The organism is Streptomyces sp. NBC_01016 (assembly GCF_026341035.1).
GTDB lineage: Bacteria > Actinomycetota > Actinomycetes > Streptomycetales > Streptomycetaceae > Streptomyces.
Map to the genome: position 1 here is coordinate 3,667,727 of NZ_JAPEOQ010000002.1, position 21,593 is coordinate 3,689,319.

A 21,593-nucleotide genomic window follows, 5' to 3' on the forward strand; every position below is an offset into this window, starting at 1 on the left:
GCCGGTCAATTGATGCGTCGCGCGGCACCCGCCCACGCCTTGTCCCGCAGTACGTACTTCTGGATCTTCCCGGTCGACGTCTTGGGCAGGTCGCCGAAGGTCACCGACTTCGGGGCCTTGAAGCGGGCGAGGCGGGTGCGGACGTGGTCGATGATCTCCGCGGCGGTCGCCGAGGCGCCGTCCCGGAGGGTGACGTACGCGGCCGGGACCTCGCCCCAGCGTTCGTCGGGGACCGCGATCACCGCCGCTTCAAGCACCGCGGAGTGGTCCATGATGGCCTGTTCGACCTCGACCGACGCGATGTTCTCGCCGCCCGAGACGATGACGTCCTTGGAGCGGTCCCGCAGCTCAACGTAGCCGTCGGCGTGCACGACACCGATGTCGCCGGTGCGGAACCAGCCGTCCGGGGCGGCGGCCGCCGTCGCCTCCGGGTCGTCCAAGTAGCCGAGCATGACGTTGTTGCCGCGCAGCGCTATCTGGCCGGTGGTCGTGCCGTCCGCCGGGACGTCGGTGCCGTCGTCGGCGATCACACGGGCCGTGCACGAGATGATGTTGCCCACACCCTGGCGGGCCTTGAGACGGGCCTGCGCCGCGCCGTCCAGGGAGTCCCACTCGGGGCGCCAGTCGCACAGCATCGCGGGTCCGTACGTCTCCGTGAGCCCGTACAGATGCGTGACGTCGAAGCCCAACTCGCCCATCCGGCACAGGATCGCGGGGGACGGCGGGGCGCCGCCCGTCGCCATGCGGATGGTGCGGTTCTTCGGCAGCGGGGCCGCCTCCTGGGCGTAGGCGATCATCGAGAGGACCGTGGGCGCGCCGTTGAGGTGTGTCACGCCCTCCTCGCGGATCAGCCGCCACACCTCGGTGGGATCGAGCTTCGGCAGGCACACGTGCGTGGCGGCCGCCGCGGTCACCGCCCAGGGGAAGCACCAGCCGTTGCAGTGGAACATCGGCAGCGTCCACAGGTGCACGGCGGAGGGCGTGAGTCCCGTGTGGCTGACCATCGCCACCGCTTGCAGGTACGCGCCCCTGTGGTGGTACATCACACCCTTGGGGCGGCCCGTCGTACCCGATGTGTAGTTGACGGCGAGGAGGGAGCGCTCGTCAGTCGGGGTGCGGTGGAGCGGCTCGGCTCCGGCCAGCAGGGACTCGTACTCCGCGCCCACCCTGATCCGGCGCGGCGGGGCGTCCAGGCGGGCCAGCGCGTCGTCGACCAGGACGTCGAACGACGGGTCGTGGATCAGCACGGACGCCTTCGAATGGCTGAGGATGTACGCCACTTCGGCCGCCGCGAGCCGCGTGTTCACCGCCACGAGCGGCACACCTGCCCACGGAACGCCGTAGTGCGCCTCCAGGAGCACATGTGTGTTCGGCGCGAGCACCGCCACCGGGCGCCCGCCGGCCAGCGGCGCCAGGCCGCCCGCCAGGCGGGTGCACCGATCGTGCAACTCCACGTAGGTCCAACGCCGTTCACCGTCGACGACACCGATCCTGTCGCCGTGCGCCGCGGCGGCACGGTCCAGATACGCGGTGGGGGTCAGCGGCTCGTACGACAGCGCGTCGAGAGACGGGGCGACGAGAGACGGGGCGGCGGCGGGATCCGGCATGGCGTCCTCCTTGACGGAGCATGGCGTCCTCCCCGGCGGGAGTCGGACCTTGCCCCGACGGGAGTCGGAGCTTGCCTACCCCGTCCGATGCCTGCCAAGCCGTGGGAACAGCGCACGCCGTGCCTCGCCCGCGAGGTCAGGCGTCGGCGAGCTGTGTGTCCAGCGCCGCGAGGAGCCAGTCGTGGGCCGTGCCCGGAGTCGGTTCCGGGTGGGCGCCGTCCGGGGTGGTCAGCTCCGCCACCAGGTCCCAGTAGCGGTCGAGGCGCGGATCGGAAGCGAGCTGCCGGGAGAGGCCGCGGCGGAAGGCCGTCGTGTCGCGGGACCCGGTGACACTCGCGTACGTCGTGACGAAGCAGTCGAGCGCCTCACCCGGCGCGGGGGCATCGCCCGCCCGCATCGGCTTCGCCGCCAGGTCGTAGGCCTCGGCCAACCCGGCGTACAGCACGGCGGATTCGCGCGCGCCCGCCGTGCGGTGCGCGGCGGGCTGGGTGGGCCCCGTGTCCGGCGAGCACGGGCGTGACACCAGCGCGCACAGGCGGGCGAAGGCGAGCACCTGGCCCGGGGACGGGGAGTCGGGAGCTGCCGGAACGGTGGCCTCCAGGAAGGCCGTTCGCGAGGATGCCGGCATCCGTGGCGGCAGCCAGCCCCGCCAGAACCTGGCCAGTGGCGCAGTGCTCGGCGGTGTATCCAGGGAGCCGACGAGTTGCAGCCGGTCCGCCCGCTCCTGCGGCGGGCACTCCTGAACGAGGCGCAGCGCCGCCTCCTGCCAGCGCAACGCGCTGAGTCGGGAGCCGATCGTGCGCAGCTGCCCCGCGACGGCGTCCTCCAGTGCCCCGTCCGCCCCAGCCCGCTCGTCGACGATGCGCCGCACCTCTGGGACGGGCAGGCCCAGACCGCGCAGCGAGCGGATCGTCCGGAGCCGGTCCAGCGCGTCGGCGCCGTACCGGCGGTGCCCGCCCGCGCTGCGGGTGCGTTCCGGGAGCAGTCCGTTGTCGGAGTAGAAGCGGACGGTCTTGACGGTCGTGCCCGCGTGCTCGGCGAGCTCACCGATGCTCCACAGTCCGTCGGACGAGCCGGATTCCGCGGGCGAGTCGATCGACAGGTGCACTTGAACCTCCCTCAGGGGGAGTTCCTAACGTACCTGCCATCGCTGACAGCCACTGAGGGAGGACGCGGAGATGACGGAGTTCGTGGTGGTACCGGGCCTGTTCACGGGCCCGGACGCGTGGCGGGACACGGCCGGGAAACTGGCGGCAGAGGGCGCGAAGGTCCAGGTGGTGGACCTCGGTCCGGCCAGGGACCTGGAAGCGCACATCGCAAGGGTCGTGGCGGCCATCGACACCATCGCGGAGGGACAGGACGTCGTCCTCGTCGGGCACGACTACGGTGCGTACCCGGCGGTGGGGGCGGCGGACCGGCGGGCCCACCGCGTCGCGCGGATCGTGTACCTGGACACGGGGCCGGTGCAGGACGGCGCCGTGCCCCTCGCCGCGGTGCCCGACCAGGAGCTGCGCGAGGCCCTGGCAGAGGACGGGGACATCAAGGGGGAGCTGCCGGTTCCTCCCCGGGAGGAGTGCCGGCGCTGGGGGAGCACCGCCGGGGTGTCCGACGAGGCCCTGGACCGGCTGACCGCGCACGCCACGCCCCAACCGCACGGCACCTTGCTGCAACCGCTGCGGCTGACCGGCGCGGGGAAGGGCCTCCCGACCACGGGAGTGCTCTGCGCGGAGAGCGGCGCGACCATCGACACCGTCCGCATGCTGCTCCGCTTCGGCGACCCGACGATCAAGGCGCTCGTCCGCCCGGACGTGACCTTCTTCGAACTGCCCACCGGGCACTGGCCGATGCTGTCCTGCCCGGACGAGCTCGCGGACGTGCTCCTGCGAGCGGCGGCCGACGAAGGCACCCGCCTTGAAGCCGTGGGCGAGGAGGAAGCGACGCAGCCCGGATACCTCCGGCCGTTCCTCCTGGACGTACCGGAGATCCCGCGTGAACGTCGCGGCGCCATCGACCTGTACGTGCCCGAGGGCGTCCACGTCTCCGAGGCCGTCCACGTCCCCGAGGGCGCGGAAACCGGGGAGCCGCGCCCCGCGATCGTGTTCGTGCACGGCGGACCCGTGGCGGAGGACGCACGACCGACGCCGCGCGACTGGCCGACGCTGATCGGCTACGCCCGCTTCGCGGCGTCACAAGGCGCGATCGGCGTCACTCTCGACCACCGGCTGCATGCGGTCACCGCGTATCCGACGGCGGCCGAGGACGTGGCCGCCGCGGTGGCCGAGGTGCGCGCGGATCCGCGGGTCGACGCGGACCGGATCGCGCTGTGGTTCTTCTCCGGCGGCGGCCCTCTGACGGCGCCGTGGCTGGCCGAGGCCCCGCCGTGGCTGCGCTGCCTGGCGGCGAGCTATCCGATCATGGCGCCACTGCCCAACTGGGGCGTGAACGACCCCCGGTTCCGGCCCGCGGACGTGGTGGCGCTCGGGGGGACGCCGCCCTTCGTCCTCATCCGGGTCGGCCGCGAGGCCGCCGCGGTCGCGACGACGGTGGCCGAGTTCGTCGGGGCGGCCGAGGCGGGCGGCGCCCCGGTCGAGGTGATCGACGTACCGGAGGCGCCGCACGCCTTCGAGGGCCTCGACCACAGCGACTCCGCGCGGGAGGCGGTGGGGGAGGCGATGGGGCGGGTGCTGGGACGGTTGGGACTGAAGTGAGACGCCCGGCCGCGTCGCCCCTCAGCCGCCGTACAACTCGCTGAGCAACGCGATGGCCGCGTGCGTACTGGGATGGGGATCCCGCTCGTTCCAGATCACCCGCACCGGCACCGGATCCGCGCCCGACACCGGGCGGAAGACGACACCCTCGCGCCGGTACTGGGCGACGGTGGCCTGCGGGGTGACGCCGACGCAGCGGCCGGTGGCGATGGCGGCGAGCCAGTCGTCGACGTCGGCCGTGTACTCGACGTCGCCGTGCGGGTCGCCGGGCCACAGGTCGGCGGTGGTCGTGCCGGTGCGCCGGTCCACGACGACGGTGCGCTCGCGGATGTCCGCGAGGGGGACGCGTCGGCGCCTGGCCCAGGGGTCGTCGGTGGCCATGACGACGTAGCGGGGTTCGTGGCCGACGACGGCGGATGCGTAGCGGCGGCGCAGATCGGTCCGGTGGCGTACGACGGCCAGATCGCCGGCCTCCTCGGCGAGTCCGCCGGTGGGGCTGTTGTGCCGCACCAGGAGCAACTCGACGTCCGGGTACCGCTGGTGCCAGCGGCGCTGGAACTCGGTGGTGTGCCGCCCGAACGCTCCCCAGGCGTGCCCGATCCGCAGCCGTGTGTGGCCCGTGGTGGCCTCGCGCACGAGGTTCTCGGCCTCGCTGAGCAGCTGCCGGGCGCGGTGGACGACCCGGACGCCGGTGGTGGTGGGTGTGACGGTGCGGCTCGTGCGGTGCAGGAGGCGCACGCCGAGCACGGTCTCCAGCGCGTGCAGGGTGCGGGACACCGAGGCCTGGGAGACGCCGAGTTGGATCGCGGCGTCGGTGAAGCTGCCCGTGTCGACGATGGCGAGCAGACAGCGCAGATGCCGCAGCTCGAGCCCGGCGAGGCCGCTTCCTTCATCCATACGCTCAGCGTATCCGAGCGTCACGCCATGCATTTTGCGTATACCTCGGACGGGCCGAGTCTCACACCATGGCGACCACATCCCACCCCTCCACTGCGGCTACCGAACCCTCACCCCACACCGGCGGTGTCGCGCTGATGCTCGGCAGCGGCCTGTCGAACCAGGTCGGAGCGTCCCTGGGCGCGCTGGCCTTCCCCGTGCTCGGCCCCGCGGGAGTCGTGGCCGTACGTCAATGGGTCGCCGCCGTGGTGCTGTTGACGGCGGGCCGCCCGCGCATACGGTGCTTCACCGCCGCCCAATGGCGCCTCGTCCTCGCCCTGGCCGCGGTCTTCGCCACGATGAACCTGACGCTGTACCTGGCCATCGACCGGATCGGCCTGGGCCTCGCGGTCACCCTCGAATTCCTCGGCCCGCTCACCGTCGCCCTCGCGGGAACGCGCCGCCGCCTCGACCTGCTCTGCGCACTGGCGGCGGCATCGGCAGTCGTCGTGCTCACCCGCCCGCGGCCGAGCACGGACTACCTCGGCATCACGCTCGCCCTGGTCGCCGCGGTGTGCTGGGGCTGCTACATCCTGCTCAACCGGGCCGTCGGCCACCGCCTGCCCGGCCTCCAGGGCTCGGCCGCGGCGGCCGGCGTCTCCGGCCTGCTCTACCTGCCGATCGGCGTCACGGTCCTGTACCTGCACCCGCCGACCGTGACGGCACTCCTCTGCGCCCTGGCGGCGGGCATCCTGTCCTCGGCGGTGCCGTTCCTGTCCGACCTCCTGGCACTTCGCCGCGTCCCCGCCCGCTTCTTCGGCGTCTTCATGAGCGTCAACCCGGTCTTCGCGGCCCTCGTCGGCCTCCTCGTCCTCGACCAACACCTCGACCACCTCGCGTGGTTGGCGATCGCCGTCATCGTGGGGGCGAATGTGGTGGCGGTGGGGACCGGTACGCGAGTGGCTCAGCGGGCGACCGACATCTGAACCCGGGGGCCCGCGGTCTCGCGCACGCCCAGCACCACCGTGACGAGTGTGACGAGGCCCGCGGCCATCAGGTAGTAGGAGGGGGCCAGGTTGTAGCCGGTGGAGGTGACCAGCCAGGTGGCGATGTACGGGGCGGTGCCGCCGAAGAGGCTGACCGAGATGTTGTACGGGATGGCGATGGCACCCGTGCGGATCCGGGCCGGGAACAGTTCGGCCATGCTGGCGTTGACCGCACCGTCGTAGGCGGCGATGGGAAGGCCGAGGATCACCATGGCGACGATCGCGAGCGCGGCGTTCTCGTAGGACATCAGGAGCAGGCAGGGCCAGGCGAGCAGGATCAGGCCGAGGGCGCCGGCGATGAGCAGGGGCTTGCGGCCGACCTGGTCGGAGAGCAGCCCGGCGCACGGGATGAGGACGGCCACGGCTCCCATGCAGATCGTCGAGGCGGCGAAGGACTGGGCCTGGCTGAAGTGCATGGTGTCCGTGAGGTAACTGACCATGAAGGTCTGCAACGTCCAGTGGGCGACGCCCTTCAGGACGATGACACCGGCGAGGATCATCATCGGTCGACCGCTGGTGCGGAACGTCTCCTTGATGGGTGACTCGGCAACCTCGCCCGCCTCCTCCAGGCGCCGGAACTCTGGGGTGTCGTCCAGCTTGAGCCGCAGATACAGACCCGCGATGCCCAACGGCAGCGCGAGGAGGAACGGGATGCGCCAGGCGTACGACGCCATCTGGTCGTCGCCGAACGTCAGGGAGAGCACGAGCGCCACACCGGCTCCGCACACGAAGGCGACGAAGCCGAGGGCGGCGCCGTAACTGGTGTAGTAGCCACGGCGATTGCGCGGCGCGTACTCGAACAGCAGGCTGACCGCACTTGATGTCTCGCCGCCCGCCGCGAACCCCTGCACCAGGCGGGCAAGGACGAGAAGTAGGGGAGCGGCGGCGCCGATGCTGGCATAGGTGGGCAGCACGCCGATGGCGAACGTCGACGCCGAGGTGACGAGCACGGTGACGGCGAGTACGCGGTTGCGTCCGACGCGGTCGGCCAGCGGGCCGAAGTAGAGCGCGCCGATCGGCCTGATGGCGAAGCCGACGGCGAAGATGGCGAACGTCGACAGGAGCGCCGCCGTCTGGTCGCCGTGCGCGAAGAAGTTCCCGGCGATGACGGATGAGAGCGTGCCGTAGATGCCGATGTCGAACCACTCGACGAAGTTGCCGATGCTGCCCGCGACAAGGACACGCTTCGACGGTGTCGCATCGGCGGGATCGGTGTCGGGGGCAGAGGGCGCGGCGGTCTGCTCGGGCATGGGGGCCTCGCATACGGATGAGTCGGACAACGCGGGGTGGGATATCGCGGGGTGCGATGACGCGGGAGCCGGGCACATTGCCTCAGCATTGAGCGTTCATGGCCACGATGTTAACCATGCTTGCTCTATTTACAAGGGCTATGCAGAATGTGGATTGCCCAAGCAAGACGATGGAGGGAAGCGGCATGGCCCGAATCACCGAGGTGCTCACCCACGTACTGAAGCTGGAGGGACCACGGGCCTACCTGGGACGCCTGGACGACGGGCAGGAGCTCACCCCGGAGCGTGGCTACGTCGTACGGGCGCCGTGGCGCAGCCTGTACTCGGGACGCTTCGAGACCCTCCTGGTGGAGATCCGCACGGACGAGGGCTGCACCGGCTGGGGCGAGGCGCTCGCGCCGGTCGGCCCGGAGGTCCCGGCCGCCGTCGTGGACCGGCTGCTGGCCGACCAGCTCATCGGCCAGGACCCCACGCGGGTCCGCCCGCTGTGGCACCGCATGCGTGAGCTGATGCGGGAGCGCGGGCACCTGACCGGACACCAGGCCGACGCCATGGCCGCCGTCGACATCGCCCTGTGGGACCTGCACGGCAGGCTGACCGGCCTTTCGGTGGCCGAACTGCTCGGCGGTGCCCACCGGGACCGCGTCCCCGCCTATGTCTCCGGCCTGCCCGAGCCGACCGACGAGGAGCGTGCCGCGCTCGCCGCCTCGTACGCGAAGCAGGGCGCCACCATGATCAAGCTGGCGCTCGGCAAGGGCATCGAGACGGACCTGGCCACCTACGATGCCGTGGCCGCGGCGGCCCCCGGTGTGCGGCTCGCGGTGGACGCCCACTGGGCGTACTCCATCGGCGAGGCGCTGACCCTCGGCCAGGAGCTGGACCGGCGCGGCGCGCTGTTCTTCGAGGCGCCGCTGGCACCCGAGGACGTCGAGGGGCACCGGGAGTTGGCGGGCCGCATCACCACGCCGGTCGCCGTCGGCGAGGCGATGCGCAACCGCTACGAGTTCGCCGACTGGATCGGCCGCCGTGCACTGCGCCTCGCCCAACCCGATGTCGCCCGCACCGGCATCACCGAGGCCCAGTCCATCGCGGAACTCGCCGCGGCGGCGCACCTTCCGGTGGCCTGCCATCACTCGGTCGGTCTGGGCGTGGCCCTGGCCGCCGGGATCCAGCTGAGCGCGGCCGTCGAGAACTCCCCGTTCTTCGAGTTCCAGGCCGACTCCCTGTCCGTCGCGCAGAGCATCCTGCGCACCCCGATCGACGCCCGCCCCGACGGCTACGCGCTGCCCGCCGGGCCGGGCCTCGGCGTCGAGGTGGACGCCGAGAAGATCGCCGAACTCGCCGAACTCGCCAAGGAGAGCTGAACCGTGCCCGCACTGCCCCGAGGTCTGATGCCGATCCTCGCCACCCCCTTCACCGACAGCGGAGAGCTGGACGTGCCCTCGCTGCGCTCGCTGGTCGAGTTCGAACTCGCCTGCGGTGTCGACGGTCTCGCCGTCTTCGGCATGGCCAGCGAGGGCTTCGCCCTCACGGAGACCGAACGCGCCACGATCCTGCGCGAGGTCCGCGCCGTGGCCGGACCGGAACTGCCGCTGGTCGCCGGCGTCAACGGAACGAGCACCGTCACCTCGCGCGAGCTCGCGCTGCGGGCGGTCGACGGCGGCGCCGACCACCTCATGGTCCTGCCCCCGTTCCTGACCAAGCCCTCCCCGGCGCAGGTCGTCGAGTTCTTCGCCGAGGTGGCCGCCGCGACCGACGCCTCCCTCATGCTCCAGGACGCGCCGGGGGTGACCGGGGTGTCGATGAGCGTCGAGCAGATCGTCTCCCTGGCAGCCGAACCCCACATCACGTCGGTGAAGGTGGAAGTGCCCTCGCCCCCGGCCAAGGTGGCCGCCGTCACGGCCGCGACCGGCTCCGACTTCGCCGTACTGGGCGGCCAGAACGCCCAGTACCTCCTCGACGAACACGCGAACGGTGCGGTCGGCACCATGCCGGCCTGCGAGTTCTCCGACGTGTTGCGCGACGTCCTCGACGCCTTGGACCGGGGTGACCGGAGCCGGGCGCGGACCCTGTTCGCGAACGTCCGGCCGCTCGTCCACCTCGGTGTGCGCGCGGGGCAGGCCTGGGCGGTCCACAAGGAGGTCCTGGTGCGCCGCGGGGTGATCGCGTCCGCGCGGGTCCGGCTGCCCGCGGCGCCCTTGGACGCGGTCACGCGCCGGGCGCTCGAGGAAGTCCTCGAGGACATCGCGTGGGCGCCCCGGGATGCCTTCGTGCCGGCAGCCTCCGCCGCCCGCTAGACCGGATCACCCTGCGGATTCCGGGGTCGATCGACACGCGAGGATGTAGCATCCACGATATGGATGCTACATCTCGTGCCGCTGGGATCGGGACCCAGAGCGTGGAACGCGCCCTCTCGCTGCTCACCTACTTCACCGAGGAGCAGCCCGAGCGCCGGATCGCGGAACTCGTCGAACTCTCGGGACTCGGCCAGTCGACGGTCTCCCGCCTGGTCGGCGCGCTCGAATCGCTCGGCTACTTGGCCCGCGACGAACGCACCGGCCTGCACCGGCTCGGCCCCCGCCTCGTCGGCCTCGCCGGGATCGCCCTCAACCAGTCCCCGGTGTTCCGCGCCTCTCGCCAGGTCGCGCAGAACTTCGCGCACGAGACCGGCCTCGGCGCGAACGTCGCGGAGCGCCAGGGCGACCAGATGTTCTACCTCTGCCACTTCGAAGGACCGCGCACCCAGCGCTCCTTCACGCTCACCGGCCGACTCGCCCCTCTGCACGCCACCGCCATGGGCAAGGTGCTCCTGTCCGGCCTGAAGGGCGACGAGGTCGAGGCGCTGATCGGCCCCGAGTACTCCTCGTACACCGCGCACACCCTCACCACCCGCAAGAGCCTCCTCAAGGACCTCGACGAGGTACGCGGCCGCGGCTACGCGACGGAAGTGGAGGAGCTGGCACTCGGGCGCGCCTGTCTCGCGGTCCCGGTCCGCGACCGCTCCGGCGACATCGTGGCCGCCCTGTCGGTCTCCGGCTCCCTGTCGGCGCTCGACCTGGCAACCCGGGAACGCGAACTCGCGGGCAGGGCCATCGAGTACGCGGACCAGGTGTCGTCGGCGCTCGGGTATTTGCACTGAGGGGCTGCGCGCTGGATCGCTACTCGCACTGATGGGCCGGGCGCTGGATCACTCCTCCCACCCGGCCGTCGCGGCAGCCCGCTCCCGCCACTGCCGCGCACCCAGGCCGCCCGCCTCCCACCGTTCGCAGAACCGGCGCAGTTCCTCGCACCTGGCCAGCATGGCCGCCCGGCGCACCGGCCAGGGCGGTGTCTCGTTGCCGTAGGAGCGGAAGAAGTGGGAGAGCGCGTCGCGGTGCGCGGGGTGGTGCGTTCGTACGATCCACTCGCACCAGGCCAGGTCCTCCACCGGAGCCCCGAAGTGGGCGAACTCCCAGTCGACCACTGCTGTGACCTCGAAGGTGTCGGGGTCGAGGAGCAGGTTGTTGGGGCCGAAGTCGCCGTGTACGAAGACCTCGTCCGCTCTGCGTGCGCCCAAAGCGGGTACGGGCGGCGAGAGTTCGTGGATCCGGCGCAGCAGCTTGCCGCAGCTCGTCAGGACTTTCGCGGCGTGCCCCGGCGTCCAGCAGGTCCTGGCCCGGCACACCGGCCAGGAATCCGAGCTTCAGGGTGGTCGCGGTCGCGCCGAGCACCGGTGGCACGGGCAACTGGTCCCGGAGGTGGGGGAGAAGTGTGCGTTCGCGGTGCAGTCTCAGTTCGGCGTCGGGACCGTCGTAGGTCTTCTCCACGGTCGTGTCGTTGGTGAGAGTGCGGTTGGTGTAGCCGTGCTTCAGCGGACGCATGTGCCGATCATCGGCCATGGTGGGGTGAGGAGTGCGTGGTTGGTTCGGCCGCCGTCTCAGTGCAGCGCCTGCGCTCCTATGACGGACAGCAGCTGCAGCTTCTCGTGGCTCTCGCTGCCGGGGACGGCCGTGTAGACGAGGAGCAGATGCGACTGGCCGGGGTCGACGAGCGTCTGGCACGTCAGTTCCAGTGCGCCGACCTCGGGGTGGACGAAGTGCTTCACCTCGTGGGGGCGGATGCCGACCTCGTGGGCCTCCCACACCCGACGGAACTCCTCGCTCTGCGCGAGCAGCAGGTCGGCGTAGTGGGCCGCGCGGGAACCGGGCCCCCGGAGTGTCGCCACGCCCCGCAGGCCCGAGACGAACATGCGGGTGAGGAAGGCGTGGTCCTCGGGGGCGTAGAGCCGGCGCGTGGCGGGGTCGGTGAACCAGCGGTAGCCGATGCTTCGAGCGGGACCGGTGTGGATGGTCTGGTCGCCGGTCAGGGCGATGCCGAGCGGGGTCTGGCGCAGTGTCTCGCCGAGCTCGGTGACGATCTCCGCGGGGGTGTCGTGGAGGCGGTCGAGGATGCGCAGCAGGCCGGGGCCGATGTGCGCGTTGTCCGCGCCGCGCGGCGGTGGGGTGTGTCCGGCGAGCCGGAAGAGATGGTCGCGCTCGTCGAGGGAGAGGTGGAGCCCCTGCGCGATGGAGGCGATCATCTGCTCCGACGGGTGGGGGCCGCGTTCACGTTCCAGCCGCGCGTAGTAGTCGGTCGACATGTGGCACAGCGCGGCCACTTCCTCCCGGCGCAGACCGGCCGTCCTGCGGCGTCGCCCACGGGGGAGGCCCACGTCCTCGGGTTGCAGCGACTCCCGGCGGCGCCGGAGGAACTCCGCGAGGCCGGTCCGATCGATCACCCGTGCCTCCATCGCTGTGCGCGGCTGTCCTGACGTTCCTTTCTACCGTCCGCGCGCCGCGGTAACCACGGATTGTCGATCCCCCCTTCACGGGTTGCTGTCGCCGCGGCGCCGGTCGAAGCTCTGGGCATGCCACGCAAACCCATCGACATCACCGTCCCCGACCTGTCCGGCAAGCGCGCCGTTGTCACCGGAGCGAGCGACGGCATCGGGCTCGGCCTCGCCACGAGGCTCGCCGCGGCCGGGGCCGAAGTGCTCCTGCCCGTACGCAATCCGCGCAAGGGCGAGGCCGCACTCGCCAGGATTCGAGAGAAGGCGCCGCACGCGAACGTGTCGCTCGGCGAGCTCGACCTGTCCTCGCTCGGCTCCGTCGCGGCCCTCGGCGAAACCCTGCGGGCGCAGGACCGGCCGATCCACCTGCTCATCAACAACGCCGGCGTCATGACCCCGCCCGACCGACAGACGACCGCCGACGGTTTCGAGCTGCAGTTCGGCACCAACCACCTCGGCCACTTCGCCCTGGTCGCCCACCTGCTGCCGCTGCTGCGCGCCGGCCGCGCACGGGTGACGTCACAGGTCAGCGTCGCGGCCAACCAGGGCGCCATCAACTGGGACGACCTCAACTGGGAACGCTCCTACGACGGTATGAAGGCCTACAGCCAGTCGAAGATCGCGTTCGGTCTCTTCGGCCTCGAACTCGACCGGCGCAGCCGGGCCCACGGCTGGGGCATCACCAGCAACCTCTCCCACCCCGGCATCGCCCCGACGAACCTGCTCGCCGCGCGCCCCGAGGTCGGCCGCGCCAAGGAAACCATGGGCGTACGCCTGATCCGGGCGCTGTCCGCCCGCGGCATCGTCGTCGGGACGGTCCACAGCGCGCAGCTCCCGGCCCTGTACGCCGCCACCTCCCCCGGCGCCGAACGCGGTCGGTTCTACGGGCCGCGCGGAATCGGGCACCTGGGCGGCCCGCCCGCGGAGCAGAAGCTCTACTCGCGCCTTGGCGGAACGGAGGAGGCGGAGCGCGTGTGGCAGGTCTCCGAAGAGCTCACGAAGGTGACCTTTCCCCACGGGGAGTAGACCCTGCCCTACGGGGAGTGGACCCTGCCCCACGGGGAGTGCCCCTTTGCTGCGGCGAGTAGGGGAGGCCTGCTCAAGTCCGGGGCCGCCGGCGCTGTGCGAGCCACGGGATTGGGCGGCATGCCGGCGGGCGCGTACGTAAGCTGGCCCGCATGCGTACCCGACCGACTCTGACCTGGGAACCGTCCGGCGACCTGCCACCCGCCACCACCGACCTGGCACCCGTCGTCGAGGCCGTGCGCGCGGGAGGGGTCGTCGTGCTGAGCGGGGCCGGGCTCTCCACCGAGTCGGGCATCCCGGACTACCGCGGGGAGCACGGTTCGCTGCGGCAGCACACCCCCATGACGTACCAGGAATTCACCGGCAGTGAGCAGGCCCGGCAGCGGTACTGGGCGCGCAGTCAGCTGGGCTGGCGGGCCATGATCCGGGCCCGGCCCAACGCCGGACACCTCGCCGTGGCCGAGCTGGCCGAGGCGGGCCTGGTCACCGGCGTGATCACGCAGAACGTCGACGGACTGCAGCAGGCCGCCGGCGCTCCCGATGTCATCGAACTGCACGGCAGCCTGAGCCGGGTGCTCTGCCTGCACTGCCGCGCCTTCACCACCCGCGAGGAAGTCGACCGGCGACTGCGTGAGGCCAATCCGCACTTCGAGGCCGAGGCCGAGCGGCACCGGTCCGCGCGGGTCAACCCGGACGGCGACGTGGACCTCCCCGACGAGGCCGTGCGCGACTTCCGGGTGGTGCCGTGCGCGGCCTGTGGCGTCGGGGTGCTCAAGCCGGACGTCGTCTTCTTCGGCGAGAACGTTCCGCCCGAGCGGGTCACCGCCTGCCGGGAGCTCGTCGCCGGGTCCAGCTCGCTCCTCGTCCTGGGCTCCTCGCTGACCGTCATGTCCGGCCTCCGCTTCGTACGCCAGGCCGCGGACGCCGGAACACCGGTCCTGATCGTCAACAACCAGCCCACCCGCGGCGACCGCTGGGGTGTGCGGGTGGAGCTGCCGTTGGGGCAGGCGCTGCGGGACGTGGTGGCGGGGGTCTGAGCCACCCCGTGAAACATTCTTCGGCAGGACGAAATCCCTTACAGGTGAGGTACGTTGACGGCTGCCCGCACTGATCTCCGAAGGAGGACGTGATGGCGCGACCGGCACCCGCCGCCGCGAAGGCGCTGAAGATCATCGACCTGTTGGTGTCGCACCGCGGCGAACAGTTCACGATCTCCGACATCGCCCGGCGCACCGGGAGCAGCCTCGGCTCCGCCCACGCGGTCCTCGCCGTTCTGGAGGAGAGCGGCTATCTGACCCGGCATCCGGCCCGGCGGACCTACGGCCTTGGCCCCGCCCTGGTGAGCGCGGGAATGGCGGCACTTGAGCAGCATCCCGCGATCCGGGCCGCCACCGAGCGCATCGGACCGCTCGCCGCCGAGCTCGAAGCGGACGTGGTGGTGAGCGCGGGCACACCCACCGAGATCGTGTCGGTCACCGTGGGCGGTACGGGTTCGCGGTACGGGCCCGGCTTCCGGGAGGGGGAGCGGGTGCCGCTCGTGCCGCCGCTCGGCCTCGTGTTCATGGCGTGGGCGCCTTCTCCCGAGGTGGAGTCGTGGCTGGCGCGCGCCCCGAAGGCGGTGGATCGCGACCGGGTCGAGCTCGCGCTCTCGGCGGTACGGGGCCGGGGGTACGCGCTCGGCCTCGCGCCGTCGGTGGCCGGTGCGTCGGTGCCCGGCGGGGCGCGGGCCGATCGGGGGCGGCAGCGGGACCGGGACCGGGACACCTGGACGTGGACGGCGTCGTTCGACAACGACTACGACCTGCCAGTGGTCGACCCCGAGCGGGAGTACGACCTCGGCATGGCGTCGGCTCCGGTCTTCGACGCCGACGGACGGGTGATCATCGCGATCACGGCCTCCGGTTTCTCGCCCGGTCTCGGCGGCACGGAGGTCGTCCGCGTCGCCGAAGCCGTCAAGGCGTGCGCCACCGTCGTCACCAAGCAGACGCGTGGCCGGTTCCCCGCCTGACACGGGGGCCGGTCACGTACCCCGCCCGACGCGGCAGGCGATCACGCGCCGCCGAAGAGGGCCTCGTAGTCGACCCGGTGGCCCCGCCGCTCCAGCTCCGGGATGACCCGGGTGCCAAGGAGTTCGAGGCTGCGCATCACCTTCTCGTGCGGCAGCGTGCCGAACTGCGTGTAGCACAACAGCTGGTCGACACCGGCCTGTTCATACCTCAGGATCTTCTCCAGGCACTGCTCCGGCGTCCCTACGATGATCATGTCCTGCTCCGTGTACTTCGCGAGGTCGATGTCACCCCGCATGGTGGGTTGCAGCAGCGGGAACGCCTGCTCCTTCTCCTCCTCGGGCAGATGCGCCAGCTCCCATTCGAGGGTGAACTCGGCGAGATTCTGGTACCACCACTTCACCGACTCCCACAGCCCGTAGCGTGCGGCCTCCTCGGGGTCGTCCGTGCAGTGCACCAGGGTGTAGGCGCCGACCCGGTCGTTGGTGGCCCGGGGCAGTGGCTCGACGCACTCGGCCTGGCCCGCGCGGTACACGGCGATCTGCTCGGCCATCTTCTCCACCGGCTGCATCAGCGCGAACGACAGCAGTCCGAGGCCCAACTTCCCTGCGTTGTGGGCGGACTGGGAGCTGGCGGCGGCGAGCCACGCCGGCGGATGCGGGTCCTGGAAGGGGCGCGGGGTGATGAAGCGTTCGGGGAAGTCGATCGTCTCGGACTTCCACTTCAGCTTCTCGTTCGTCCACGCGGCGATGACGAACTCGAAGGCCTCCCGCCACATGGCGCGGGAGCGGTCGTCGGCCGGGACGTTGAACGCGAGCTGCTCGTTGGGTGTCGAGCGGCCGGAGCCCCACTCCACCCGGCCGCCGCTGAGCACGTCGACGGTGGCGACCTTCTCGGCGACGCGCACCGGATGCTGGAACCCGGAGGGGAGCAGGACCACGCCGAAGCCGAGCCGGATGTTCTCGGTGGCCTGGGACAGCGCCCCGAGGATGGTCTCGTTGGACGGGGACGCGGACCGGCCTTTGCGGAAGTGGTGCTCGACCACCCACGCGGTCTGGAAGCCGAGCCGGTCGGCGAACTTGATCTCTTCGATCGCCTCGGCGTACGTCTGCTGCTCGGCCCGCTTCTGCCCGAGCGGGAACGGCTCGGCCGAGGGGCCGATCTTCGGCTGGAACTCGTAGAGCAGATCGAGCTTCATCGAATCACTCCCGGTGCCACCTGCGGAGTTTCGCTATAACGAAACTGTCTTCGCGGACGCCACGAGTGTCAGACCGTACGCGTCAACTGTCAATAAGCGACGACCTGTTGGCTCCGAGAGGCCAGTGAGCGTGTCAGTCCCACGCCCGCTCCAATACGGTCCGTCGCTCACGGACCCACTCGTACGCCCCGCGTACCTCGTCGACCACCCCGATGTCGCGCAGGCGCATCATGGCGGCATCGCGGCTGTCGGCCCCCGCCTGGATGCCGCGCCAGCAACGGTCCTGCCACCACAGCACCGTCGCCACGAGTTCGCTCCGGTCGGTCAGTCCGTAGGTGTCGGCGATCAGCCGCATGCGCCGGGCCGCGTCCTCGGTGTCGGTCACCGAAGGGCCGATGCCGAGGTACTGCCAGCACACGTGGGCCACGTCGTGGATCCGCCTGCCGGGCGCCGCGAGATCCCAGTCGATGAACGCCACCGGCCTCAGCGCGCCGCCGACCGGCCGGTAGACCGTGTTCTTGGGCGACAGATCGTTATGACACACGACCTCCTCGGCGCCGGCCAACTCGGTACCGGCCGTGAGGTCGTGGAACGCGCGCACCAACCGGGCCAGTGCGGCCAGGCTCTCGTCGGAGGAGACGGCCGCCGGCTGTCGTGGCTCCCACGCGACGTGGCCGTCAAGAAATTCGAGGACATCACGGCCCTCGTCGTCGGAGCCGTGATGCCGGGGAGCTCCGCCCCAGCCCCGTACCTCGAACCATCTCAACAGGTCACGTGTGAACTCCGGGGACGCGGGGCGGCGCACGGTGTCCCCGACACGTACGACGGCATTGATGAAGCCTCCGGGCAAGGGGGATTCGGTCATCGCCCCAGCATGCCCGCACCGCGCGAGGGTGCGCGGATCCGGCCGAGCCACTCCAGACCCATTGCGCGTCCGCCCGGATACTGGTCGTACCGATCCCAACGCCAGGTCGTGACGACAGCCAGAACAAGCAGCCGGCACGCCCGCAGCAACTCCTCATCCACACCCGGGTAGTGCGCGGCGACGTCCTCGGGCGCATGGGCGAGATCGAGCTCGACGGGCCCCCGGCAACAGGTCTCCAGGTCGATGAAGACCGGCCCGTGCAGGGTGGCGAGCACGTTGCCGGGGTGCGGCTCCCCGTGCAGCAGCTGCTCGCCGCCACCGCGCCCGCTGATCGCCCGCACCGCGCTTCGCAGCGTTTCGACGAGCAGCTTCCGGTCCGCGTCGGCGAGGTCCGGGGTGCGTTCGTGGTCCGCCAGCAGCCGCTCCGCGTGCGCGACGCGATCCGTGAAGTGCGGAGTCCCGGCATCGACCTTGCGCATGCCGGCATGCAGCCGCGCGAGCGCGTGGGCATAGTCGACGGGCGCCACGTCGCGCGGTGCCGCGGACTCGTAATAGGTCCACAACGTGACGACGAACCCGTCCCGCTCGTACGTACGCGGCTCCACCCGTGGGTCGAGCGCGGCCACAGGACACCCGGCTTCGGCAAGCTTCTGCGCCAGCTCGACCTCGAACTCCGCGATCTGATCGTCGACCGGCGCGACCCGGGCCAGCACGTCACACGGCAGCAGCCGCAGGGTGAGCTTGTTCGAGTCGTGCAGCACCGTCATGTCGTCGACGTCCAGCGCCAGTGACGCCGCGACGGCCCTGGCGGCGCCCACCGCGCGGGAGGCCTCAGAAGATCGCATGCGGAGAGTATGCGGTCGGCGTGTGGGGTGGCGCATCCCGGTTTCAGACGGTGTAGCCGCCGTCCACCGACAGGTGCTGGCCCGTGATGAATCCGGCGCGGTCCGAGGCCAGGAAGGTCACCGCCTCCGCGATGTCCTGCGCGGTGCCGAAGCGGCGCAGGGGGATGTTGCGGCGGGTCACCTGGAGGGCGGCGTCGTCGAGTTCGCCGTTCTCGATGAGGCGGGCGGCGATGCCGTCCGTGAGCATGCCGGGGCCCACGCAGTTGAAGCGCACCCCGTAGCGGCCCTCCTCGGACGCGAGGGCGCGGACCACCGCCTCCACCGCGCCCTTCGTGCCCGAGGAGAGGCCGTCGCGGACGGGGTAGCGGTGGGTGGCCGCGGTGGTGACCGCGACGACGCTGCCGGCGGACGCGCGGAGGGCGTCGAGCGCCGGGTGGATCAGGTTGTAGAAGGCCAGGGTGTCGGCGTGCAGCTGGTGGCGGTACTGGGACGGTGGGACCTTGCTCAGGTGCACCATCGGGACGTGCGGGCCCGCCGCGTAGACGAGCGTGTGCAGTGCGCCGAACCGGTCCACCGCCGAGCGGATCGCCGAAGCGGCCTCGTCCTCGTCCGTCAGGTCCGCCCGGACGGACTCCACCTGGGCGCCCTCCGCGCGGAGTTCGGCGGTGAGGGCCTCGGCGGACTTGTCGTTCGAGCGGTAGGTGAACAGCACCGCGCTGCCGCGCCGTGCCAGCGTGCGCACGGTGGCCGCGCCGATGCCGCCGGTGCCGCCCGCGACGAGTGCGGCGCCCTTGCGGCCACCGAAGTCCTGGTTGTCGTCCGTCAACTCGTCAACTCCCTCACAGGTTCAGCGACTTCGCGATGAGCACCTTCATGGCCTCGCTGGTACTCGCGTATATAGCCGTAACCGCCGAAGAGTTGAAGGGCCCGGACCACGCGCAGCCCGCTCCAGTCGTGGGGTCGAAGGATTCACCCGGCGCAAGTCGCCGTAGATCCTGCGACCGCAGCGGCCCGACGAGCGGATCCTCGGGCCCGTACAGCACGAGATCGAGCACGACGGGTTCCTTCTGTTCTGTCCCACAGCGGTGCGCGGGCCGCTCACGGGTGGACGACAACCGTGAGCGGCCCGCGCTGGTGGCTCAGGAAGGACCGAAGTCCGAGATCAGCTTGGCCTTGGTGGAGTCGGCCTGCGCGCGAACCGCCTCCACGACATGCGGGTTGAACGCCGAGGTGTCGAAGTGCCGCACCATGCGGTCGAGGATCGTGCCGGCCTCCTCCACATCGCCCTGGCGGGCATACGCGCGCGCCAGCCTGCGGGTCGCCAGGTTCAGGGTGAGGTTGTCCACGCCCTTGCCCTGCTGGGAGGCCTTCACGACCGGAGTGAGTTGCTCGATCGCGGACTTGGTGTCCGGAGCACGTACCGTGAGGCCGGTCTTGTCGGCCTTCAGGCTCTTGAACTCGTGCTCCGCGTTGAGCCCCTTCGTAAGCCGCGCGTACACCGCGAAGGGGTGGTTGGCGTGCCGCTCGATGACCTCTTGGAGCGCCTCGTTGCCGGCGCGCAGCGACGGTGAGTCGGAGCCGCGCAGCACGAGCAGTTTGCCCTGCTCCTCGCCCATCATCAGCTCGGCGAGCTCGGAGTCGGCGGCGGTGACCGGGTGGCGTACGACGAGGCGCAGCACCGGCGAGACGATCCGTGAGCCGTCGGAGGCCTGGTAGGAGGCGCGCAACTGGTAGGTGCCCGGCTGCTGGAAGTAGTGCCCGTCGCCGCCGTAGCCGATGTAGGCGCTGGAGTAGATCGCCGGGCGGTTGGTGTCCAGGCGCACGGTCTCGTCCTGGTCGACGCACCGCAGCCGCAGCGGTCGGTACAGGACGGTGCGGCCGGAGGGCTGCCGGATGGCGATGTTGACGAGCTCGTCGTCCGGGTGGAGGTGACCGTGGGTGGAGCGGCCGCGCAGGTCGGTCGTCTCCAACTTCAGCTCCACGACGACCGGTTCACCGAACGCGAAGCCACTCTTGGCGCCCCGCAGACCGAGACGGAGGCCCGATTCGTCGGCGAGCGGTTCGTCGAAGAGTTCGGGCTCGATGTCGGCGGCGCCGGTCGCGAACGCGTTGGCGCCCATGATGACGTTGCGGTAGTAGCCGTGCCGCAGATGGATCAGCTCGTTGTCGGTGAACTGGAACGGGAAGTCGCTCCAGTACGCGGCGGTCCCGGTCGGGCCGGACGAGGACTGGTAGTTCTGCGGATAGTTCATCCACGACAGATCGCCGAAGCCGCCCTTGGGGCCGAGCGGGGCCGGCGGCCGGGCCAGGTTCTTCTGCCAGGAGTGCAGCAGGTTGAAGGAGTGCCCGAGCTCGTGCACGTACGTACGGAGCTGGGCGCGCTGCGTCTCGGGGTCGGCGCCCTTGATCAGGTCGTAGAAGACCGCGCAGCCCTGCCGCTGGAAGGAGTCGGCGGCGTCGAACATGATGCCGCGCACGCCCGCCAGGCCCTCGTAGGCGCCGGCCACGAAGAGCCACGCCTTCCACTGCGGGACGTTCCGCCACTGGCTGAAGTTGGTCTGCATGGCGCCGTGCAGCTCGGAGTCGCTCCAGCCCGAGGGGCTGTCGGCGACGACATTCGCGGCGCCCGACACCAGGAGCTGGATACCGGCCTCGGCGTACGCCCCGGGAACGCTCAGCGAGCGGGCGGGACTGCCCGGTGGCCGCGGCAGCGAACCGGTGTTGTAGGCGAGGAACGGTATCTTGCCGGTCACCGAGTCCTGTTCCCACGTGAGGGCGCGGAAGTACGGGGAGATGTACGGGCACAGGTAGCTCGCGCCTGCTTGGCCGGCCACCGTGAAGAACTGCACGGTGGCGGCGGCCGGCGGCTGCCCGACCAGGCGCCGCGGGATGGTGACCCGCACGACCGGGGCCCCGGCCTGCCAGGTGTAGCTGCCGAGCCCCTTGATCACGACCTGCGTCGCCGACCACGTGACGGTCGGACCGTGCACGGTGAACGACCCGAAGTACGCGGTCGTACCACCGGTCGTGGTGAAGAAGTCGCCGCTGACCCTGCGCAGAACCTTGGAACCGCTGCGCGTGCTGTCGACGTCGACGCGCAGTTCGAGCTGGAAGCCGCCGCCGCTGCTGCGGTACCGGCCACTTGCCGGGCGGTACCGGGCGACGGCGGCCGTCGCGCCCTCCTGTGTTTCCGAGGTGTCGTGCTGTGCCGACGTCGGCAGTTCTTCGGCGCCGCTGGTCATGGTGGGTTCCGTGGCGGCCTGTTCCGCGCCTACTTCCTGCTCCTGGCCGCTCGATTCGAAGAAGTCGGCCGATCCGGTTGTCGGGTCCCCGCTCTGTGATGACATGACGTCAAGTCC

The 21,593-nt window shown here is 71.1% G+C and carries 20 protein-coding genes; 8 read left to right on the forward strand and 12 right to left on the reverse strand.

What is annotated here, in order from left to right; all coding sequences use genetic code 11:
* Positions 1-5: 5 nt before the first annotated feature.
* On the reverse strand, positions 6-1,607 hold the full coding sequence (locus OG746_RS43410; protein ID WP_266724814.1) for an AMP-binding protein: 1,602 nt from the start codon (positions 1,605-1,607) through the stop codon (positions 6-8).
* A gap of 136 nt (positions 1,608-1,743) precedes the next feature.
* Positions 1,744-2,715 carry a helix-turn-helix domain-containing protein gene (locus OG746_RS43415; RefSeq protein ID WP_266724816.1) on the reverse strand — a complete coding sequence of 324 codons (972 nt, stop codon included), beginning with the start codon at positions 2,713-2,715 and terminating at the stop codon, positions 1,744-1,746.
* Positions 2,716-2,785: 70 nt separating this feature from the next.
* Here OG746_RS43415 and OG746_RS43420 point away from each other — a divergent pair, with 70 nt between their 5' ends.
* Positions 2,786-4,315, forward strand: coding sequence for an alpha/beta hydrolase (locus OG746_RS43420; protein ID WP_266724818.1), 1,530 nt, complete (start codon positions 2,786-2,788; stop codon positions 4,313-4,315).
* Between the two features lie 21 nt (positions 4,316-4,336).
* On the opposite strand, the gene OG746_RS43425 is transcribed toward OG746_RS43420, so the two are convergent.
* A complete protein-coding gene (locus OG746_RS43425) occupies positions 4,337-5,212 on the reverse strand; it encodes a LysR family transcriptional regulator (protein ID WP_266724820.1) in 876 nt (291 codons plus the stop codon).
* Between the two features lie 68 nt (positions 5,213-5,280).
* Here OG746_RS43425 and OG746_RS43430 point away from each other — a divergent pair, with 68 nt between their 5' ends.
* On the forward strand, positions 5,281-6,177 hold the full coding sequence (locus OG746_RS43430; protein WP_266724822.1) for an EamA family transporter: 897 nt from the start codon (positions 5,281-5,283) through the stop codon (positions 6,175-6,177).
* Here the strand turns inward: OG746_RS43430 and OG746_RS43435 are convergent.
* Positions 6,156-7,487 carry an MFS transporter gene (locus OG746_RS43435; RefSeq protein ID WP_266724823.1) on the reverse strand — a complete coding sequence of 444 codons (1,332 nt, stop codon included), beginning with the start codon at positions 7,485-7,487 and terminating at the stop codon, positions 6,156-6,158. The genes OG746_RS43430 and OG746_RS43435 overlap by 22 nt on opposite strands.
* A 185-nt stretch (positions 7,488-7,672) precedes the next feature.
* Between OG746_RS43435 and OG746_RS43440 the strand changes: the two genes are divergently transcribed.
* The 3 genes from OG746_RS43440 to OG746_RS43450 all read left to right on the forward strand — a co-directional run bounded on the left by OG746_RS43440 (position 7,673) and on the right by OG746_RS43450 (position 10,626).
* The gene (locus OG746_RS43440) at positions 7,673-8,851 is read left to right on the forward strand and encodes a mandelate racemase/muconate lactonizing enzyme family protein (protein WP_266724824.1); all 1,179 of its coding nucleotides are present in this window, start codon (positions 7,673-7,675) and stop codon (positions 8,849-8,851) included.
* 3 nt (positions 8,852-8,854) lie between these two features.
* Positions 8,855-9,784, forward strand: a complete 930-nt coding sequence (locus OG746_RS43445) for a dihydrodipicolinate synthase family protein (protein ID WP_266724825.1) — start codon at positions 8,855-8,857, stop codon at positions 9,782-9,784.
* A 101-nt stretch (positions 9,785-9,885) separates the two neighbouring features.
* Complete coding sequence (locus OG746_RS43450; RefSeq protein WP_266724827.1) at positions 9,886-10,626, forward strand: IclR family transcriptional regulator; 741 nt, start codon at positions 9,886-9,888, stop codon at positions 10,624-10,626.
* Positions 10,627-10,674: 48 nt separating this feature from the next.
* Here OG746_RS43450 and OG746_RS43455 read toward each other — a convergent pair whose 3' ends face one another.
* Both OG746_RS43455 and OG746_RS43460 read right to left on the reverse strand, forming a co-directional pair.
* The gene (locus OG746_RS43455) at positions 10,675-11,151 is read right to left on the reverse strand and encodes a phosphotransferase (protein ID WP_266724829.1); all 477 of its coding nucleotides are present in this window, start codon (positions 11,149-11,151) and stop codon (positions 10,675-10,677) included.
* 252 nt (positions 11,152-11,403) lie between these two features.
* Positions 11,404-12,243, reverse strand: a complete 840-nt coding sequence (locus tag OG746_RS43460; protein ID WP_266724831.1) for a helix-turn-helix transcriptional regulator — start codon at positions 12,241-12,243, stop codon at positions 11,404-11,406.
* Positions 12,244-12,372: 129 nt separating this feature from the next.
* Here OG746_RS43460 and OG746_RS43465 point away from each other — a divergent pair, with 129 nt between their 5' ends.
* From OG746_RS43465 to OG746_RS43475, 3 genes are all read left to right on the forward strand, one after another.
* Positions 12,373-13,320 carry an SDR family oxidoreductase gene (locus OG746_RS43465; RefSeq protein WP_266724833.1) on the forward strand — a complete coding sequence of 316 codons (948 nt, stop codon included), beginning with the start codon at positions 12,373-12,375 and terminating at the stop codon, positions 13,318-13,320.
* A gap of 152 nt (positions 13,321-13,472) precedes the next feature.
* Positions 13,473-14,357 carry a Sir2 family NAD-dependent protein deacetylase gene (locus OG746_RS43470; RefSeq protein ID WP_266724835.1) on the forward strand — a complete coding sequence of 295 codons (885 nt, stop codon included), beginning with the start codon at positions 13,473-13,475 and terminating at the stop codon, positions 14,355-14,357.
* 92 nt (positions 14,358-14,449) lie between these two features.
* Positions 14,450-15,328 carry an IclR family transcriptional regulator gene (locus OG746_RS43475; protein ID WP_266724836.1) on the forward strand — a complete coding sequence of 293 codons (879 nt, stop codon included), beginning with the start codon at positions 14,450-14,452 and terminating at the stop codon, positions 15,326-15,328.
* Positions 15,329-15,369: 41 nt separating this feature from the next.
* On the opposite strand, the gene OG746_RS43480 is transcribed toward OG746_RS43475, so the two are convergent.
* The 6 genes from OG746_RS43480 to OG746_RS43505 form a co-directional block, all read right to left on the reverse strand.
* On the reverse strand, positions 15,370-16,524 hold the full coding sequence (locus tag OG746_RS43480; protein ID WP_266724837.1) for an LLM class flavin-dependent oxidoreductase: 1,155 nt from the start codon (positions 16,522-16,524) through the stop codon (positions 15,370-15,372).
* 133 nt (positions 16,525-16,657) lie between these two features.
* Positions 16,658-17,389, reverse strand: a complete 732-nt coding sequence (locus OG746_RS43485; RefSeq protein ID WP_266724839.1) for a phosphotransferase — start codon at positions 17,387-17,389, stop codon at positions 16,658-16,660.
* Positions 17,386-18,234 carry a phosphotransferase enzyme family protein gene (locus tag OG746_RS43490; RefSeq protein ID WP_266724841.1) on the reverse strand — a complete coding sequence of 283 codons (849 nt, stop codon included), beginning with the start codon at positions 18,232-18,234 and terminating at the stop codon, positions 17,386-17,388. Before OG746_RS43490 ends, OG746_RS43485 begins: the two co-directional genes overlap by 4 nt.
* A gap of 43 nt (positions 18,235-18,277) precedes the next feature.
* Entirely contained in the window at positions 18,278-19,060 is a 783-nt protein-coding gene (locus OG746_RS43495; RefSeq protein ID WP_266724843.1) for an SDR family NAD(P)-dependent oxidoreductase, read from the reverse strand.
* A gap of 13 nt (positions 19,061-19,073) precedes the next feature.
* Complete coding sequence (locus OG746_RS43500) at positions 19,074-19,289, reverse strand: hypothetical protein (protein ID WP_266724845.1); 216 nt, start codon at positions 19,287-19,289, stop codon at positions 19,074-19,076.
* Positions 19,290-19,373: 84 nt separating this feature from the next.
* Positions 19,374-21,581 carry a YfgM family protein gene (locus OG746_RS43505; RefSeq protein ID WP_266724847.1) on the reverse strand — a complete coding sequence of 736 codons (2,208 nt, stop codon included), beginning with the start codon at positions 21,579-21,581 and terminating at the stop codon, positions 19,374-19,376.
* Positions 21,582-21,593 lie beyond the last annotated feature (12 nt).

Bases quoted from the DNA above. Each gene is read 5' to 3' on its own strand.
- OG746_RS43435 (WP_266724823.1), bottom strand. From the start codon at position 7,487: ATGCCCGAGCAGACCGCCGCGCCCTCTGCCCCCGACACCGATCCCGCC.
- OG746_RS43465 (WP_266724833.1), top strand. From the start codon at position 12,373: ATGCCACGCAAACCCATCGACATCACCGTCCCCGACCTGTCCGGCAAG.
- OG746_RS43485 (WP_266724839.1), bottom strand. From the start codon at position 17,389: ATGACCGAATCCCCCTTGCCCGGAGGCTTCATCAATGCCGTCGTACGT.
- OG746_RS43420 (WP_266724818.1), top strand. From the start codon at position 2,786: ATGACGGAGTTCGTGGTGGTACCGGGCCTGTTCACGGGCCCGGACGCG.
- OG746_RS43475 (WP_266724836.1), top strand. From the start codon at position 14,450: ATGGCGCGACCGGCACCCGCCGCCGCGAAGGCGCTGAAGATCATCGAC.
- OG746_RS43490 (WP_266724841.1), bottom strand. From the start codon at position 18,234: ATGCGATCTTCTGAGGCCTCCCGCGCGGTGGGCGCCGCCAGGGCCGTC.
- OG746_RS43480 (WP_266724837.1), bottom strand. From the start codon at position 16,524: ATGAAGCTCGATCTGCTCTACGAGTTCCAGCCGAAGATCGGCCCCTCG.
- OG746_RS43425 (WP_266724820.1), bottom strand. From the start codon at position 5,212: ATGGATGAAGGAAGCGGCCTCGCCGGGCTCGAGCTGCGGCATCTGCGC.
- OG746_RS43410 (WP_266724814.1), bottom strand. From the start codon at position 1,607: ATGCCGGATCCCGCCGCCGCCCCGTCTCTCGTCGCCCCGTCTCTCGAC.
- OG746_RS43430 (WP_266724822.1), top strand. From the start codon at position 5,281: ATGGCGACCACATCCCACCCCTCCACTGCGGCTACCGAACCCTCACCC.
- OG746_RS43470 (WP_266724835.1), top strand. From the start codon at position 13,473: ATGCGTACCCGACCGACTCTGACCTGGGAACCGTCCGGCGACCTGCCA.
- OG746_RS43505 (WP_266724847.1), bottom strand. From the start codon at position 21,581: ATGTCATCACAGAGCGGGGACCCGACAACCGGATCGGCCGACTTCTTC.
- OG746_RS43440 (WP_266724824.1), top strand. From the start codon at position 7,673: ATGGCCCGAATCACCGAGGTGCTCACCCACGTACTGAAGCTGGAGGGA.